This is a genomic window from Streptomyces odontotermitis (assembly GCF_050510915.1).
Taxonomy (GTDB): Bacteria; Actinomycetota; Actinomycetes; order Streptomycetales; family Streptomycetaceae; genus Streptomyces.
Map to the genome: position 1 here is coordinate 57126 of NZ_JBNJLS010000028.1, position 15701 is coordinate 72826.

Genomic DNA, 15701 nt, shown 5'->3' on the forward strand with positions numbered 1-15701 from the left:
CATGCCACCTGCGTACTGCTACAGCACCTTCGACAGGAACGACTTCGTCCGGTCGTGCTGCGGGTTCGTCAGGACGTCGCGCGGGTGGCCCGACTCGACCACCACGCCCTCGTCCATGAAGACGAGGCTGTCGCCGACCTCGCGGGCGAAGCCCATCTCGTGGGTGACCACGACCATCGTCATGCCGGACTCCGCCAAGTCCCGCATGACGTCCAGGACATCGCCCACCAGCTCCGGGTCGAGCGCCGACGTCGGCTCGTCGAAGAGCATCAGCTTCGGGTCCATCGCCAGCGCACGGGCGATCGCCACGCGCTGCTGCTGGCCGCCGGAGAGCTGCGCCGGGTAGTTGGCCGCCTTGTCGGCGAGGCCGACGCGGTCGAGCAGCTGCTGGGCGCGGGCCCTCGCGGTGGCCTTCGTCTCGCCCTTGACCTGGACGGGCGCCTCCATGACGTTCTCGAGCGCCGTCATGTGCGGGAAGAGGTTGAAGCGCTGGAAGACCATGCCGATGTCCCGGCGCTTCAGGGCGACTTCGCTGTCCTTGAGCTCGTAGAGCTTCGTGACCGGCGGCGCCGTCTCGCCCCTCTTGTTCTTCTTCGGCTTGCTCGTCTTCTGGCGGTAGCCGACCAGCTCCCCGTCCACGTACAGGCGACCGGCGTTGATCTTCTCCAGGTGGTTGATGCACCGCAGGAAGGTCGACTTGCCGGAGCCGGACGGGCCGATGAGGCAGAACACCTCGCCCTGGGCGACCTCCAGGTCGATGCCCTTCAACACCTCTACGCTGCCGAAGGACTTGTGGACGCCCTCGGCCTTCACCATCTGGGACATCAGAGAGCTCCTCGGTTCGACCCGCCGAGCAGGTTCACCTTGATCTTCTGCAGCGGAGTCATCGGCAGCGACCGCAGCGACCCCCGCGCGAACCTCCGCTCCAGGTAGTACTGGAAGACGCTGAACACGCTCGTCATGACCAGGTACCAGATCGACGCGACGAAGAGCATCTCCATCACGGCGTACGAGGTGGAGCCGATCACCGTCGTCGAGCGCAGCAGCTCGTTGTAGGTCACCGCGTACACCAGCGCCGAGGTCTTCAGCATGTTGATGAACTCGTTGCCGGTCGGCGGGACGATCACGCGCATCGCCTGCGGGATCACGATGCGGCGCAGCGTCTTCGCGTGGCTCATGCCGAGCGCGTGCGAGGCCTCGGTCTGGCCCTCGTCGACCGCGAGCAGGCCCGCGCGGCAGATCTCCGCCATGTACGCCGCCTCGTTCAGGCCGAGGCCGAGCAGCGCGCACATGAACGGGGTCATCACGTCCGTCATCTCGTCCTTGTAGATAGGACCGAGGTTCAGGACGGGGAAGATCAGCGCGAGGTTGAACCAGAGCAGCAGCTGGACATAGACCGGCGTACCGCGGAAGAACCAGATGTAGAGCCAGGCGACCGTGGACGTCACCGGGTTCTTCGAGAGCCGCATCACGGCCAGGATGATGCCGAGCACCACGCCCATGACCATGGCGAGCACGCTGATCAGCAGCGTCCGTCCGGCGCCCTTGACCACCGAGTCGGTGAAGAGCTGGTCGGAGACGGTGTGCCACTGGATGTCGCCCTGCGAGAAGGCGTATCCGAGCACGATCAGGATCGCGAGGACCAGCGTGCCGCTGACCCAGCGGCCGTAGTGGCGGACCGGGATCGCCTTGATGGCGACCGGCGCGGCGGCCTCCTTGGAGACGGACACCGAGGCGCGGGGGGCCTTGGCGGCCCCGGAGTCGGCGGGCGCCCCGGAGTCGGCGGGCGGAGTGTCCTCCGGCTCCTTCGGCTCCTTGCTCAACTTGTCAGTCATCGTGACTGCCCTTTCAGTGGTACGACGTCAGTGAACCGGCAGGTCACTTGCCGCTGTTGATGGCCGCGGCGTCGATCGCGCCGGTCTCGGCGCCCCACTTCTTCAGGACCTTCTCGTACGACTTGTCCTTGATGATCGCGTCGACGGCCTCCTTGAGGGCGTCGCGCAGCTTCGTGTTCTTCTTGTCGACGGCGATACCGAACGGCCCGGCGTCGTACTGCTCGCCGACGATCTCGAAGGTCTTGCCGCCGCCCGCCTTGCGGGTCAGGTCGAGCGCCACCGGGTAGTCGTTGACGCCGGCCACCGCGCCGCCCGAGCGCACCCGGGTCTGGGCCTCGGTGTCGTCCTCGAAGGACTGGATGTCGATGCTCTTCTTGCCGCCGTCCTCGCACTTCTTGGACTGCGTCTGCAGCGCCTTCTCGTACGTGGTGCCCTGCTGGACGGCCGCGCCCTTGCCGCACAGGTCCTCGATGGACTTGATGCCCTGGGGGTTGCCCTTCTTCACGTACACGGCGGTGCCCGCGATGAAGTAGTCGACGAAGTCGACGCCCTCGCCGAGCTTCTTGCCCTTGTCGTTGAGGCCCTCCTGGCGGGCCTTGGTGTCCGTGATGGAGGACATCGCGGCGTCGTAGCGGCCCGCGTTCACGCCGGTCACGAGGGTGTCGAACTTGGTCGAGGTGAACTTGACCTTGACCCCGAGCTTCTTGCCGATCTCGGCGGCGAGGTCCGGGTCCACGCCGATGATCTCGCCGTTCTCCTGCGACTCCATGGGGGCGTACTCGGCGTTGGTGCCGATGTGCAGCTCGCCCTTCTTCTGGATCTTCGCCGGGAGCTTGTCGAAGAGGGGCGCGTTGTTGTTCTTGCTGCCGCCCCCGTCGTCGTTGCCGCCCTCGGTCTGGTCGCCGCAGCCGGTCAGCAGGAGGGAGCCCGCGACCACGACCGCGCCGACCACGGCTATCCGGGACTTCGCGGACTTCGCAGCCGTCGTACAGGGGGTGAAGCGTGCGGTCGTCATGGTGGGGTCCTCCGGCGGATGAAGGGGGAGTTGCCGTGCGGCCGGGCACACACCTTCGGGTGTCGCGACCTCGTGTGATGAGGCATCTTGCCATTCGGACTGCCCGATTATGGGTGCCAGAGATGTCAAAATCGGATAACGGGGTGTGCGCGAGGCCGGAGGGCCCGGCAGGGCACGGGTGGGACGGATCGGAGTGAACCGTCACTAACTGGACGGCACGTCCCGTATCTCGCCATGTGGACCGTTCCGAGGGCTTCGGTGGGCGGATGCCGGGCGGACCCCGAGCCGGTGGCGGGCGCGTGCCGGGTGCGTGCGGGACTTTGGTCCGGTGTTCGACTGCGCGTGATTGAGGTCCTTGGGCCCGGCCCGGAGGATGCTGTCCCCCGCAGCGGCCCCCGCGTCCTTGACCGGGGTCCGGGCCGGAAGTCTGTCTTCCCGCCGTACCGGGGCGGAGTGAGGCCAATGCCACTCGCCCCCGCCTACTGCCTTCAGGTAGAAAGGTGCGTTACACCCCTCATCCGGGGCCCAGGGCGCGTGTGCGGCGCGCCCGCGTGTCCGTACCTCCCTCCGCCGACAGGTGGAGAACGGACGCGGTGCCCGCCCCACTTCTCAACACGGAAGTGGTCACCCTCGACGAATATGACTTAAGGGGTCAGAAAAAGTGGCAGCGGAGATCGTCAATCCTCGCAGCGACAGCAGTACGGATCACGAAGGCGCCGAAGAGCCCTTCGATCCGGCCTTCGCGCTGCACCGTGGCGGCAAGATGGCCGTGCAGGCCACCGTGCCCGTCCGCGACAAGGACGACTTGTCCCTCGCGTACACGCCCGGCGTCGCGAAAGTGTGCAGCGCGATCGCCGAGCAGCCCGAGCTCGTCAACGACTACACCTGGAAGTCGAACGTGGTCGCCGTCGTCACCGACGGCACGGCCGTGCTCGGCCTCGGCGACATCGGGCCGGAAGCCTCGCTCCCCGTCATGGAGGGCAAGGCCATTCTGTTCAAGCAGTTCGGTGGTGTGGACGCGGTGCCGGTCGCGCTCGCGACCAAGGACACCGACGAGATCATCGAGACCGTCGTGCGGCTCGCGCCCTCCTTCGGCGGCGTCAACCTCGAGGACATCTCGGCCCCGCGCTGCTTCGAGATCGAGCAGCGCCTCAAGGAGCTCCTCGACATCCCGGTCTTCCACGACGACCAGCACGGCACGGCGATCGTGACGCTCGCCGCCCTGCGGAACGCCGCGAAGCTGACCGGGCGCACGCTCGGCGACCTGCGCGCGGTCATCTCGGGCGCGGGCGCGGCCGGCGTGGCCATCGCCAAGTTCCTGCTGGAGGCGGGCATCGGTGACGTCGCCGTCGCCGACCGCAAGGGCGTCGTCAGCAAGGACCGGGACGACCTCACGCCGGTCAAGCGGGAGCTCGCCGAGATCACCAACAAGGCGGGGCTCAGCGGTTCGCTGGAGTCCGCCCTCGCCGGTGCCGACGTCTTCATCGGTGTCTCCGGCGGTACGGTGCCGGAGCCGGCGGTCGCCTCGATGGCGCCCGACGCGTTCGTGTTCGCCATGGCCAACCCGAACCCCGAGGTGCACCCCGACATCGCGCACAAGTACGCGAAGGTCGTCGCCACGGGCCGTTCGGACTACCCGAACCAGATCAACAACGTGCTGGCCTTCCCCGGGATCTTCGCGGGCGCGCTGCAGGTGCGGGCCTCGCAGATCACCGAGGGCATGAAGATCGCCGCGGCGGACGCGCTCGCGGGTGTCGTGGGTGACCAGCTCTCCGCGGAGTACGTGATTCCGTCGCCGTTCGACGAGCGGGTCGCCCCTGCGGTGACCGCGGCTGTGGCCGCTGCGGCTCGGGCCGAGGGTGTTGCTCGGCGCTGAGGTCTGCTCGCGCTGTTTTGAAGGTCCCGCCCGTTGTGGCGGGGCCTTCTTTTTCTCCCAGGGCGGTGAGCGGTGCGTGTCACAGCGGGACACGGTTCCGTACGAGGTGGGCGCCCGCCTATCGTCGGCGCCATGTTCGCTGCCTATGCCGCCCGTATCGACCGTGACCAGCCGCTCAGTGGCCTCGAATTGGGGGAGCGGCCCGCTCCCGAGGCCCGGTCCGGCTGGAGCACCGTGACGGTGCGCGCCGCCTCCCTCAACCACCATGACCTGTGGTCCCTGCGCGGGGTCGGGCTCGCCGAGGACAAGCTGCCGATGATCCTCGGGTGCGATGCCGCCGGGGTCGACGAGGACGGGAACGAGGTCGTTCTCCACTCCGTCATCGGGCAGACCGGGCACGGTGTCGGGCCGGGGGAGGGCCGGTCCATCCTCACGGAGAAGTACCAGGGGACCTTCGCCGAGCAGGTTGCCGTCCCCACCTGGAACGTGCTGCCCAAGCCCAAGGAGCTGTCCTTCGCCGAGGCCGCCTGTCTGCCCACGGCGTGGCTGACCGCCTACCGCATGCTCTTCACCAACGCCGGTGTGCGGCCCGGGGATTCGGTCCTCGTGCAGGGTGCGGGCGGGGGCGTCGCGACCGCCGCCATCGTGCTCGCCAAGGCCGCGGGGCTGCGGGTGTTCGCCACCAGCCGCGACGAGGCCAAGCGCAAGCGGGCCCTCGAACTGGGCGCCGTCGAGGCCGTCGAGCCGGGTGCGCGGCTCCCGCAGCGCGTCGACGCCGTCATCGAGACCGTGGGCGCCGCGACCTGGTCCCACTCGATCAAGTCCCTGCGGCCCGGTGGGACTCTGGTCATCTCGGGTGCGACGAGTGGCGACCGGCCCTCGCACGCGGAGCTCACCCGGATCTTCTTCCTGGAGCTGCGCGTCGTCGGCTCCACGATGGGCTCCAAGGACGAGTTGGAGGATCTGTTGTCGTTCTGCGCGGCCACCGGTGTGCGGCCCGTCATCGACGAGACGCTGCCGCTGGACCGGGCGCGTGAGGGATTTGAACGGCTTGCTGCGGGTGATCAGTTCGGGAAGATCGTGCTCACGGTCTGACCCGTTGAGCGGGTGAGCAGAGGGGTCGGTGGTGTCCGCCGGCCCCTTTTTCGCGGGCATCGCGTCAACTTTGGTTGACATCGGCTTTGTGTCAACGTAAGTTGACATGCATGACCGAAGCAACAGATCTCGCCGAGCGTGCGGGCGATCGCGACCCACGGGTCGGGTTGCGGGCCGTCGCCGCGCTGCGGCGGCTCGTGGAGCGTCTTGAGGCCGTGCAGGTGCGCAGCGCGCGCCAGCAGGGCTGGTCGTGGCAGGAAGTCGCCACGGAACTCGGAGTGAGTAGGCAGGCCGTGCACAAGAAGTACGGGAGGCAGTGATGTTCGAGCGGTTCACGAAGGACGCCCGCGCCGTGGTGACCGGTGCGGTCGAGGCCGCGGAGGAGGCGGGTGCCGATGCCATCGACGACACCCATGTGCTCCTCGCGCTGCTCGACCGTGAGGCCAGCCGGGCCTCGTTCGCCCTGGCCGCGCTCGGGGCGGGGGAGCGGCGGGCGGAGATCACGGCGGCGCTGGCCGAGGCGCGGCGGCGTGGTGGGCTCTCGCAGGCAGATGCGGAGGCCCTGGCCGGGCTCGGCATCGATGTGGAGGAGGTGGTGTCCCGGGTGGAACATGCCCATGGGGAAGGGGCGTTGGCGGGTGCCGGGGGTGGAGGTGGGGGTGGAGCTGGGGCTCGGCGGGGGAAGCCGGGGCTGTTGAGCCTCGCGGCCTGGACCGGGCATCGGTCCTTCACCCGGGAGTCCAAGGACACGCTGGAGCGGGCGCTGCGCATCGCCACGGCGCGGCGGGACCGGCAGATCGGTGACGAGCACATCCTGCTTGCCCTGACGACCCGGCCGGGGGTCGTGGCGGAGGTGCTCGCCGATCATGGGGTGACGCATGAGGGCGTGGAGCGGGTGCTGTACGGGTAGGGGTGGCTGGTTGGTTGGCTGGGTTCGCCTGCTGCGGGTGCGTGGGGGCGGGGCGGGGACGCGGCGGTATGTCCGTCCTCGAAACGCCTCGGGCGCTGTGCGAGTACATGAGTACTGGCTTGGGCGGGGTGCTGTACTGCGGGCGGACATACCGCCGCGTCCCCACCCCTTGCGCCGTCGCGCGCCTGCAGGCCGCCGTCTTTCGTCGCCGCTTGCCCCCTCGCCTTACGAGTGGGGTGTGCTCAGCGTTGCCGCGATGAGCGTTGCCGCCGTCGCCAAGTGGTCGCGGGACTCGCGGAGTTGGGCGTCGGTGACGCCGTGGTCGCGGGCCCGGTCGCGGATGTCGTCGCGGAAGCGGTCCAGGAGGCGCTCCAGGTCGCGGGCCGGGTCGCCCGTCGTCCCGGGCTCCTTGGCCCAGTCCGGGGTGAACTCGACCGGGAGGGGTTGGGTCGGCTTCTCCTCCGGCTCCTTCTTGAGGTTCGGGGTGGGGGGATCCTGCCGAGGTGTCTTGTCGGTGGGGCGGCTCATGTTCTTGCCGAACTCCATGCTGAACTCGCCGAACTCCTTGGCCAGTTCGGACAGTCCCTCGCGCACTCCCGTCGGCCAGTCGCCCTGGGCGAAGTGGTCCTGGACGCGGGTGGCGATGCGCTGGAGCTGTTCCTGGACCTCAGCGTGTGCCTGCTCCTGGGCGTCCTTGGCCTGGCGGCGGGCCTGCTTGGCCTCCTCGCGGGCCCGGCGGCTCTCGTCCTTCGCTCGCCGCGCCTGCTCCTTCCACTCCTGCTTGGCGCGCTTGAACTCCTCCTTGGCCTGGCCCCAGCCTTCCTTGTCGGCCCAGTTGCCCGTGGTGCCGGCGGAGGTGCGGGCCTCCTTCGCGGCGGCGCGCATCTCGCGGCGCAGGTCGCCGACGGCGCCCTGCACCCCGTCCCTGATCTCGGCGGCGAGTTCGGCGACGGACTCGCGGATCTCCAGCTCCAGGTCGGCCAACTCGCCGCTGCGGTCGGCCAGTTCGGCGCGGCCCGCGTCCGTGATCGCGTACACCTTGCGGCCGCCCTCGGTCGTGTGGGTGACCAGGCCCTCGGCCTCCAGCTTCGCCAGGCGCGGGTAGACCGTGCCCGCCGAAGGCGCGTACAGGCCCTGGAAGCGCTCCTCCAGGAGACGGATGACCTCGTAGCCGTGGCGCGGGGCCTCGTCCAGGAGCTTCAGCAGGTACAGGCGCAGGCGGCCGTGGGCGAACACGGGGGGCATCTCAGAGCACCTTCTTGTCGGTCGGGGCGGAGGTGTCGGAAGGAGTCCTGTCGGTGGGGGCCTCGACAGTGGGCGACTCGTCGGTCGGCGTTCCGTCCGGTGGGGTCGGCTCGTGAGGGTCCTCCTCCGCCGGTGGCCTGCGCAGCAGTGCGATCGAGCCGGACACCGTCGTCGCCCGGAGCTTGCCGCGGCCCTCGCCGAGCCGTCCCGTGATCTTCTTTGCGCCCCACTGGCCGCCGACGCGGAGGTCCTCGAAGGCGTTCGACACCGAGCCGCTCGCCGTGTTCGCCTCGACCTCCGCGTCCGCCGGGTGGGGGATGCGGATCGCGATCTCGCCCGACACGTTCAGCAGCGTGACGTCGGCGGGGCGGTCCGCCGGGTCGAGGTCCACGATCATCGAGCCGCTCACCGACTCCGCGCGCACCGAGGGGCCCGCGCCCTCCATGACCGTCAGGTCGCCGGAGACCGACTTGAAGGTCAGGTCGCCGCTGACGCCCTGCATCTCGACGTCCCCGGAGACGGAGTCGGCGCGGACCGGGCCGGAGAGGCCGACGAGGGTGGTGGCGCCGGTGATCGTCTTCACCTGTGCGGGGCCCTCGATGCCGGAGACCATGACCGCCGCGCCGACGGCGCCCACCTCGACGCGGGTCCCGGCCGGGACGGCCAGCGAGACCGCCGCGCTGCGCCGGTGGCTCTTGAGGTCGAGCAGCCGGAACAGGCCCGTGCCCTTGTGGTCGTCGTGGACGACGGAAAGGGTGCCGTCCTCGTGCGTGACGGTGAGGGCGGGGCCGTCGATGTCGGAGATCTCGAGGCGGGCCGAGGTCTCGTCCGTGCCGACCACGTTCACCGTGCCGTTCACCGTGCGGACGCGGACGGTCTTCAGGGGTGCGCCGAAGGTGAGCTTCCTGGGCTCGTCGACGATCCACTCGGACATGGGCTTGACCTCCCTGGTCGACGCGACGCGCCATATCGCGTCTTCGCTATACACGATATATCGCGGTTCGCAGAAGTCAAGGTGCGGTCCGGCCTCCTCGTGGCCTCCCGTCTTGTCGCTCGCTGCGCCTAGTTCTCTGCGCCAAAGATGGTGAATTGTCCTAGCGTGGGGCCATGTCGTCCGACGATGCCGCCGCCTCCGCCGGCTCCGTGAGCGGGCCCGCCAAGGGTGTGGGCGCGCTGCTGCTCTGCAGGTCCGAACCCGAAGCGGTCGAGTCCGTCGCCCAGTTGCTGCGCGAGCGCATGCTGCTGGTGCCGGCGGGGCCGGAGTGGAGCGTGCTCGTCCCCGAGGGCAAGCCCTGGCTCGACGGCGGCGAGCCCGTCGACCGGGTGCTCACCGGGTGGGCCACCGCGCTCGCGGTCGGCGCGCCCTGGCCGGTGCTCGCCCTGTGGTGGGACCCCGACCGCTCCGGCTACACCCTCGCGTCCGGGTTCCGGCGCACCGTCGGGTACGTGTGGCTCGCGAACGGCACGCCCGTCGGGGAGGACGAGGCGATGCGGACCTTCGCGGCCCGGCTCGGTCTCGATCCCGTCCTCGACATGCAGTCCCTGGAGGCGCTGACCCGGCCCGACTCGGAGGCGGACGCGCGGGCGCGGATGCTGGGGCTCGTCGCCGTTCTCTCGCGGGCGGGGCTCGTTCTGCCGCCCGGTCTGGGGCCCGGTGAACCGGCCGATCGGCTGCGGGAGGTCGCTCGCGTGCAGCGCGCCGTGCGACAGGTGGAGTGGTCCGGGTGGCGTGATGCGGTGCGGGCCGAGCTGGACGTGGTGGAGAGCGGGCCCGCCGGGGCGTGGCTGCGGGGGCCCAGGGCCCGGGGGCTGGCCGTCGCCCAACTGGCTGCGGGGGTGCCGCTCGCGGTGTGGGCGGCCCGGCGTCGCAGTGGTGGGTGGGCCGTCGCCGGGGTGCTGTTGATGGTGCAGGGGGCCGTGGGGCTGGCGTACGACCGGGTGCGGGGCGGGCGCGGCTGAACGCGCTCTTCCTCAAGCGCCGGACGGGCTTGCGTGCACCGCGTCCAGGACCAGCCCCAGCAAGCGGTCCGGCTGTTCCGGGTCGCTCGTGCCCCGTGTCGTGGACAGGGCGATCCCCACGACCAGTTGGACCAGGTCGCCCGGGGCCAGGTCGGGGCGGGCCGTGCCCTCGCGCTGGGCTCGGGTCAGGAGTCCTGCCGCCGTTTCGAGGATGCGCTGATGGCAGTCGAAGCCCAGTGCGTCGGGCGTCGCCGTCTTCTCCAGGACCAGCGCGCCGCCCATGCCCTGGTTCACGCGCGCGTGGGCGAGGAACGCGCTCAGCCAGTCGGCCAGCGCCTCGTCCGGGGAGAGCGGGGACGCGGGGGAGAGGAGCTCGTCCGCCCGCGCGCACAGGGTCTCGATGCGGTCCTTGAGCACCGCCGTCAGCAGGGCGCTGCGGTGCGGGAAGTGGCGGTAGAGGGTGCCGGGGCCCACGTCGGCCCTGCGGGCGATCTCGTTGAGCGAGGCGTCGGGGCCCAGCTCGGCGAAGGCGTCCCGGGCCACGGCGACGATCCGCTCCCGGTTGCGGCGGGCGTCCGCGCGCGGGGGGCGTGTCCGGTCCGTCGTTCGCGGGGTCTGTGCCTCGGGTGCCCGTGCCTTCCGTGTCATCGCCGCATCGTACAAGGGGGGTGGCTAAGCGGAGAAGTTCTCCGTATGGTGTCGAGGGTTATCCGGAGAGGGTCTCCGGAAAGTTCGGACGGGGTTGGGGAGGTACCGGGATGTTCACCGGGGATCCGGGGCGGGTCGGGGTCTGGACGTTCGCCTTCGACGCGCAGCCCGCATGGCTGGTGCGGGAGGCCGCCGCGGAGATCGAGGAGCTGGGGTACGGCGCGCTCTGGTTCGGGGAGGCGTACGGGCGGGACGCGGCGGGGCAGGCGTCGCTGCTGCTCTCGGCGACGCGGCGGCTCGTCGTCGCGAGCGGCATCGCCAGCGTCGAGCGCCGGGACCCCGTCTCCATGGCGATGGTGGAGCGCACCCTGGGCGAGGCGTTCCCCGGGCGCTTCCTGCTCGGCATCGGCGGGCACCGCACCGCGAGCCAGCCCGGCGCCGGACCGGCGTACGGAACCGGCGCCGAACCGGCATACAGAAGTGGGCGGTCCGGGCGGACGGGCGCCCCGCGCGCGGGGGCCCTGGGGATGATGCGGGACTACCTGGACGCCATGGACGCCGCCGCCCGGCTGCCGGGCGCGCTGCCCGTGCCGGAGCCCGTACCGGAGTCGGCGTCGGAGCCCGTGCCGGGATCCGCGCCGCGCCGCGTGCTCGCCGCGCTCGGCCCGAAGATGCTTCGGCTCGCGGCCGAGCGGGCCTGGGGCGCCCACTCGTACTTCGTCCCCGTCGCCCACACCGCCCGCGCCCGCGCGGCCCTCGGCCCCGACGCCTTCCTCGGGGTCGAGCAGGCCGTGGTGCTCGACCGGGACCCGGACCGGGCCCGCGAGGTCGCGGCGGCACACGTCGCGGGGTACATGGCGATGGCCCACCACCAGATCGCGAACGTGCGGCGGCTCGGGTTCGGGGACGAGGACTACGTGGACGGGTGGCCCAGCCGTCGGCTCGTGGACGCGATCGTCGCCTACGGAGACGTCGACGCTCTCCACGCGCGCGTGCGGGAACATCTGGACGCGGGCGCCGACCACGTGTGCGTACAGGTGCTGACCGCCGACCCGGGTGCGCTGCCGCGCGCGGAGTGGCGCGAGCTGGCGCCCGCCCTGGTGGGGTGAGGTCCGGGGCCGGGAGACCTGGGAGGGGCGGAGCGGCTACTCGTCGTCGTCCTCGTCGTCCAGGCGGGCCAGCCACGTCGCCAGGCGTTCGACCGGGACCTCGAAGTCCGGGTTGAGGTCCACGAAGGTGCGGAGCTGCTCGGCGAGCCACTCGAAGGTGACCTCCTCCTCGCCGCGCCGCTTCTCCAGCTCCTCGATGCCACGGTCGGTGAAGTACAACTCGTGCTCCTGTGTTCCTGGTGCGTAGGGGGCCGGATCCGCGTACGGAATTCCGGCGAGAATCCATCGTAGGCCGTGCCGGAACACGGTCGCCCTGCAACCGCGTCCGCCCTTAACCTCGTCGTGGATCAAGTGAGGTCGCCGAGGGGTGAGTTGGGCCGCTCGCGAGGCAGGGAGACGGGGGACGGGGCGTGGCCGGACAGGTGCAGCGGATCGAGCTGCCGGGCGGGCAGGTCGTGTACGCCCGGGTCTCCACGGGAACCGGAGCGGGCGAGGACGACGAGGACGTCGGCGTCCTCGACACCGCCGTGGCCAAGGTCGAGGAGCTCGGCGAGCTGATCCGCAGGGTCGGCGGCTCCGTGCTCGACGCCGCGAGCGCGGTCGCCCCCGACGAGGCGAGCATCACCTTCGGGGTGGAGCTCAGCGCCAAGTCCGGCAAGGTCCTCGCCGTGCTCGCCGAGGGCGAGGCCAAGGCGTCGGTGCAGGTCCAGCTGACCTGGCAGTTCGACCGCCAGGGCCGTAGCCCCGAAGGCGGCGGCAACGACTCCGGCGCCGGCGGCCCCCATGCCTGAGCCCCACCTCCGCCTCGACGCCCTCGCCCAGGCCGCCACCGTCCAGCTGCTCGCCGCCGAAGAGGACGGGGACGGGGCCTCGCTGTGGGGCAGCGGGTTCTTCGTCGCGCCCGGGTGGGTGCTGACCTGCGCGCATGTGCTGATGCCGCACGTGGGGCGGGACCTCGGGCGGGTGTTCGCGGTGCGCGGGACCGAGCTCAACGACGGGATTCCCGTGGCGGCGCGGCTCGACCAGTGGCTGGTGACCGACGCCGGGCGGTCCGTGGTGCCGCCGCACGAGGACCTCGCCCTGGTGCGGCTCGTCGGTGCCGAGAGCGAGAGCGAGAGGGAGGGGGAGGGGGAGGGGGAGGGGGTGTACCGGGACGCGTACGGGTCTCCGCACGAGCACGAGTGCGTGTGGCTCGCCGATCGTGCCGTCCGGCACCTCGGGCCCGTCACCGTCTACGGGTACCAGCCCGACGAGGCCGGCGGGCGCGCCGCCGGGGCCAAGCCGTGGAGCGCGGAGGCCGAGACGAACGCGCGCGACGGTGACTGCGGGCTGCGTCTCGCCCCTGACGTGGCCTTCCCCAAGGGGGTCTCCGGCGGGCCGCTGCTCGACCCGCGCACCGGGGCTGTCGTCGGCCTCGTCAAGGCGCGCCGCAAGGAGCGCGACGGGGGGCTCGCCATCGCGCTGCCCGCGCTGCGCCGGTTCGGTGCTCGCTACCGCGAGGTCATGGCCGCGCACGACCGCTGGCACGCCACGTCGCCGCGTCCCGTCGTCGGGGACAACTGGATCGACGAGCAGCAGCGGCTCCTCGGCAGCGATCCGCGGCCGGGGCCCGAGCACTGGACGCCGAAGGACCGGCGCGCCGCCCTCGGCCTGCTCGCCGGGCTGCCCGCGCCCGCCGCCGAGCCCTCCGTCGCCCGGCTCGTGCGCAAGGTGCGCGGCCGCAAGCCGCCCGGCGCCCCGCCGTCCCTGCTCGGCTGGCGCGACGGCCACGGGCTGCTCTACGACGGTGAACTCCCGCAGGACGCCCTCACGTTCCTGCACTACCTGCGGCTCGTCGCCCTGTATGTGCGGGAGCGGGGCGGGGACGTGGGGGCCCTGGAGAGGTGGGTCGACGAGCGGCTCGGGGAGGATGACCGGGCCCATCTGCACGCGCTGGTGACCGACGCCCGGCTGCCCGACGCCCTGCTGCCCGCCCCCGAAGCCCCGCCGCGCTCCCTCGTCGCCTACCCGGGGCCCGGCGAAGGGCCCACGGTCACCGTCCTCCTCGACCCCGTGATCGGTGCGCGGCCCGTCCGCTTCCACTGGCAGATCTGGGTCAACGACAGCGTGTACGACGGTGAGACGCACATGGTCGCCGAGGACTACTCCGGAGAGGGCTCTCTGCCGAAGGATCTGGTGCAGTCGCTGCGTGATCCGCTGGCCCGGACCCTGCACGGGCAGGACGGCGAGGGCCCTCCCGTACCGCTCGAATTCGCCCTGCCCGCCGAGCACTTCGACACCCAGGTGCACCGATGGCGGCTCGACGACATCGGGCTGCTCCACGCCGGCGAACACCTGAGCACGCAGCGCGCCGTCGTCCTGCGCGCGCTCACACGCCGGGGAGAACCGGACAAAGAGTGGGGCGACCGGTGGCTGGCCCAGGCGGACGCGGGCGGGGTGGCGGCGGCCCGGGTGCCGGTGCGCGACAGCAGGCCGCAGGCGCGGCACCTCTCCCGGCTGCCGCACGCCGCGGTCCCGGTCATGTGCCGTCCCGCCGGGCGCGGCACCGGGCGCGAGGTCATGCGGCTCGTCCTCGGCACCGGGCACGGCGTGGCCCTGTGGGACATCGACGGGCACGCCACGCGCGGGTGCCACGATTCCTGCGACGCGCTGCACGCGCGCGTGGAGCGGCTCTTCGGCGGGCTCGACTCGGTGGCCGAACTCCCCGACCGGCTGCGCCACATCCGGCACCACATCAGCCGGGGCGGCGACGGCGGGCACTGGCGCTGGGCCGAGCCGATGGCCCTCCTGTACGACGACCCGAGGCGGCCGCTGCCGCCGGAGGACACCACTCCGGCGGACTCACCATGAGCGCGCCCACTCGTTCAACCACCCGGCTGGATAAGGATGTTCAGGCGCGCGGGCGTGGGTACATCTTCAGGGGCCCGCTGTGGACGCCCGTCGCCCCCGTCGGCCATGACCCGGCCAGCCACCGACCGTCACGACCGTCGACGAGGAGCACGCAGTGACCGGATGGTTCATCTACGAGGGTGTCGGTGGTCCGGATCCGGACAAGATCGACCGGCGGCCCGCGCCGCCGCCCTGGCGCGACTTCGACGCCGAGCCCGTCCCGTACGAGGTCCCGGACATCGACACCGCCACCCAGCGCCGCCTCGGCTCCAGCGCCGTCCCGATGTCCGTCCAGGACGCCGAGACCCTTGAACTCATCAACGCCGCCCTGTACTTGAGGCGCCCCCTTCTGGTGACCGGTGAGCCCGGCTCCGGAAAGAGCACCCTCGCGCACTCCCTCGCCCATGAGCTGGGCCTCGGCCGGGTCCTGCAGTGGGCCGTCGTCAGCCGCAGCGAACTGAAGGACGGCCTCTACTCGTACGACGCGATCGGCCGCCTCCAGGACAACCAGCTCGGCCGCGACCAGGCCGAGGACATCGGCCGCTACATCCGGCTCGGCCCGCTCGGCACCGCCCTGATCGCCGCCGAACGGCCGCGCGTGCTGCTCATCGACGAGCTCGACAAGAGCGACATCGACCTGCCGAACGACCTCCTGAATGTGCTGGAGGAGGGCGAGTTCGGCATCCCGGAGCTGGAGCGCATCGCCGACCGGCCCGGCCAGGAGACCGTGCACGTGCTCACCGACGACGGGCGCCGGGTGCCCGTCACCCGGGGGCGGGTGCGCTGTCGTGCCTTCCCCGTCGTCGTCATGACCAGCAACCGCGAGCGGGAGTTCCCCGGGCCGCTCCTTCGCCGCTGTGTCTCGCTCGACCTGGAGCCGCCGCGCGACCAGCGGCTCGCCGCGATGGTCCTGGCCCACTTCGGGCTCGACGCGTACGACGAGAACATCGACATCGTCGACCAGTTCACCGACGCCGAGTCGGACGGCACCCTGCTCCCCACCGACCAGCTCCTGAACGCCATCTTCCTGGCCCAGCACGCCGCCCGGCAGCAGCCCGGGCGGCGCGAGGAGATCGCCGGGCTGCTCCTTCGGCCCCTCGACCGCGGGCCCCGGTGACCT

The 15701-nt window shown here is 71.5% G+C and carries 16 protein-coding genes; 9 read left to right on the top strand and 7 right to left on the bottom strand.

The window, feature by feature from the left end; genetic code table 11:
* Positions 1 to 18: 18 nt before the first annotated feature.
* From ACQB60_RS41945 to ACQB60_RS41955, 3 genes are read right to left on the bottom strand one after another with little or no spacing between them, the layout of a single operon-like run.
* Complete coding sequence (locus tag ACQB60_RS41945) at positions 19 to 825, bottom strand: amino acid ABC transporter ATP-binding protein (protein WP_496931361.1); 807 nt, start codon at positions 823 to 825, stop codon at positions 19 to 21.
* Complete coding sequence (locus ACQB60_RS41950) at positions 825 to 1835, bottom strand: amino acid ABC transporter permease (RefSeq protein WP_496931362.1); 1011 nt, start codon at positions 1833 to 1835, stop codon at positions 825 to 827. The genes ACQB60_RS41945 and ACQB60_RS41950 overlap by 1 nt, the downstream gene beginning before the upstream one ends.
* Before the next feature lie 43 nt (positions 1836 to 1878).
* The gene (locus ACQB60_RS41955) at positions 1879 to 2850 is read right to left on the bottom strand and encodes an ABC transporter substrate-binding protein (protein WP_496931363.1); all 972 of its coding nucleotides are present in this window, start codon (positions 2848 to 2850) and stop codon (positions 1879 to 1881) included.
* 661 nt (positions 2851 to 3511) lie between these two features.
* On the opposite strand from ACQB60_RS41955, the gene ACQB60_RS41960 reads away from it, so the two are divergent.
* From ACQB60_RS41960 to ACQB60_RS41975, 4 genes are all read left to right on the top strand, one after another.
* The gene (locus tag ACQB60_RS41960) at positions 3512 to 4726 is read left to right on the top strand and encodes an NAD(P)-dependent malic enzyme (RefSeq protein WP_496931364.1); all 1215 of its coding nucleotides are present in this window, start codon (positions 3512 to 3514) and stop codon (positions 4724 to 4726) included.
* 132 nt (positions 4727 to 4858) lie between these two features.
* Positions 4859 to 5821, top strand: a complete 963-nt coding sequence (locus ACQB60_RS41965; protein ID WP_496931365.1) for a zinc-binding dehydrogenase — start codon at positions 4859 to 4861, stop codon at positions 5819 to 5821.
* Between the two features lie 110 nt (positions 5822 to 5931).
* Positions 5932 to 6141, top strand: a complete 210-nt coding sequence (locus ACQB60_RS41970; RefSeq protein WP_384842560.1) for a helix-turn-helix domain-containing protein — start codon at positions 5932 to 5934, stop codon at positions 6139 to 6141.
* Positions 6141 to 6731, top strand: a complete 591-nt coding sequence (locus tag ACQB60_RS41975) for a Clp protease N-terminal domain-containing protein (protein ID WP_496931366.1) — start codon at positions 6141 to 6143, stop codon at positions 6729 to 6731. The genes ACQB60_RS41970 and ACQB60_RS41975 overlap by 1 nt, the downstream gene beginning before the upstream one ends.
* A gap of 225 nt (positions 6732 to 6956) precedes the next feature.
* On the opposite strand, the gene ACQB60_RS41980 is transcribed toward ACQB60_RS41975, so the two are convergent.
* Both ACQB60_RS41980 and ACQB60_RS41985 read right to left on the bottom strand, forming a co-directional pair.
* The gene (locus ACQB60_RS41980; protein WP_496931367.1) at positions 6957 to 7976 is read right to left on the bottom strand and encodes a PadR family transcriptional regulator; all 1020 of its coding nucleotides are present in this window, start codon (positions 7974 to 7976) and stop codon (positions 6957 to 6959) included.
* Between the two features lies 1 nt (position 7977).
* Positions 7978 to 8910, bottom strand: a complete 933-nt coding sequence (locus ACQB60_RS41985; RefSeq protein WP_496931368.1) for a DUF4097 family beta strand repeat-containing protein — start codon at positions 8908 to 8910, stop codon at positions 7978 to 7980.
* Between the two features lie 173 nt (positions 8911 to 9083).
* On the opposite strand from ACQB60_RS41985, the gene ACQB60_RS41990 reads away from it, so the two are divergent.
* Positions 9084 to 9935, top strand: coding sequence for a hypothetical protein (locus tag ACQB60_RS41990; RefSeq protein WP_496931369.1), 852 nt, complete (start codon positions 9084 to 9086; stop codon positions 9933 to 9935).
* Between the two features lie 12 nt (positions 9936 to 9947).
* Here ACQB60_RS41990 and ACQB60_RS41995 read toward each other — a convergent pair whose 3' ends face one another.
* A complete protein-coding gene (locus ACQB60_RS41995; protein WP_496931370.1) occupies positions 9948 to 10583 on the bottom strand; it encodes a TetR/AcrR family transcriptional regulator in 636 nt (211 codons plus the stop codon).
* A gap of 110 nt (positions 10584 to 10693) precedes the next feature.
* On the opposite strand from ACQB60_RS41995, the gene ACQB60_RS42000 reads away from it, so the two are divergent.
* A complete protein-coding gene (locus ACQB60_RS42000; protein ID WP_496931371.1) occupies positions 10694 to 11692 on the top strand; it encodes a TIGR03620 family F420-dependent LLM class oxidoreductase in 999 nt (332 codons plus the stop codon).
* Positions 11693 to 11728: 36 nt separating this feature from the next.
* Here the strand turns inward: ACQB60_RS42000 and ACQB60_RS42005 are convergent, their stop codons facing one another.
* Positions 11729 to 11911 (bottom strand): DUF6104 family protein, encoded by a 183-nt coding sequence (locus tag ACQB60_RS42005; protein WP_019075209.1) that lies wholly within the window; start codon positions 11909 to 11911, stop codon positions 11729 to 11731.
* 191 nt (positions 11912 to 12102) lie between these two features.
* On the opposite strand from ACQB60_RS42005, the gene ACQB60_RS42010 reads away from it, so the two are divergent.
* The 3 genes from ACQB60_RS42010 to ACQB60_RS42020 all read left to right on the top strand — a co-directional run bounded on the left by ACQB60_RS42010 (position 12103) and on the right by ACQB60_RS42020 (position 15698).
* Positions 12103 to 12483 carry a CU044_2847 family protein gene (locus ACQB60_RS42010; RefSeq protein ID WP_496931372.1) on the top strand — a complete coding sequence of 127 codons (381 nt, stop codon included), beginning with the start codon at positions 12103 to 12105 and terminating at the stop codon, positions 12481 to 12483.
* Positions 12476 to 14542, top strand: coding sequence for a VMAP-C domain-containing protein (locus tag ACQB60_RS42015; RefSeq protein ID WP_496931373.1), 2067 nt, complete (start codon positions 12476 to 12478; stop codon positions 14540 to 14542). The genes ACQB60_RS42010 and ACQB60_RS42015 overlap by 8 nt, the downstream gene beginning before the upstream one ends.
* Before the next feature lie 154 nt (positions 14543 to 14696).
* A complete protein-coding gene (locus ACQB60_RS42020) occupies positions 14697 to 15698 on the top strand; it encodes an AAA family ATPase (RefSeq protein ID WP_496931374.1) in 1002 nt (333 codons plus the stop codon).
* The last annotated feature ends 3 nt before the right edge of the window (positions 15699 to 15701 follow it).

Bases quoted from the DNA above. Each gene is read 5' to 3' on its own strand.
- ACQB60_RS41945 (WP_496931361.1), bottom strand. From the start codon at position 825: ATGTCCCAGATGGTGAAGGCCGAGGGCGTCCACAAGTCCTTCGGCAGC.
- ACQB60_RS41950 (WP_496931362.1), bottom strand. From the start codon at position 1,835: ATGACTGACAAGTTGAGCAAGGAGCCGAAGGAGCCGGAGGACACTCCG.
- ACQB60_RS41955 (WP_496931363.1), bottom strand. From the start codon at position 2,850: ATGACGACCGCACGCTTCACCCCCTGTACGACGGCTGCGAAGTCCGCG.
- ACQB60_RS41965 (WP_496931365.1), top strand. From the start codon at position 4,859: ATGTTCGCTGCCTATGCCGCCCGTATCGACCGTGACCAGCCGCTCAGT.
- ACQB60_RS41970 (WP_384842560.1), top strand. From the start codon at position 5,932: ATGACCGAAGCAACAGATCTCGCCGAGCGTGCGGGCGATCGCGACCCA.
- ACQB60_RS41975 (WP_496931366.1), top strand. From the start codon at position 6,141: ATGTTCGAGCGGTTCACGAAGGACGCCCGCGCCGTGGTGACCGGTGCG.
- ACQB60_RS41980 (WP_496931367.1), bottom strand. From the start codon at position 7,976: ATGCCCCCCGTGTTCGCCCACGGCCGCCTGCGCCTGTACCTGCTGAAG.
- ACQB60_RS41985 (WP_496931368.1), bottom strand. From the start codon at position 8,910: ATGTCCGAGTGGATCGTCGACGAGCCCAGGAAGCTCACCTTCGGCGCA.
- ACQB60_RS41990 (WP_496931369.1), top strand. From the start codon at position 9,084: ATGTCGTCCGACGATGCCGCCGCCTCCGCCGGCTCCGTGAGCGGGCCC.
- ACQB60_RS41995 (WP_496931370.1), bottom strand. From the start codon at position 10,583: ATGACACGGAAGGCACGGGCACCCGAGGCACAGACCCCGCGAACGACG.
- ACQB60_RS42000 (WP_496931371.1), top strand. From the start codon at position 10,694: ATGTTCACCGGGGATCCGGGGCGGGTCGGGGTCTGGACGTTCGCCTTC.
- ACQB60_RS42015 (WP_496931373.1), top strand. From the start codon at position 12,476: ATGCCTGAGCCCCACCTCCGCCTCGACGCCCTCGCCCAGGCCGCCACC.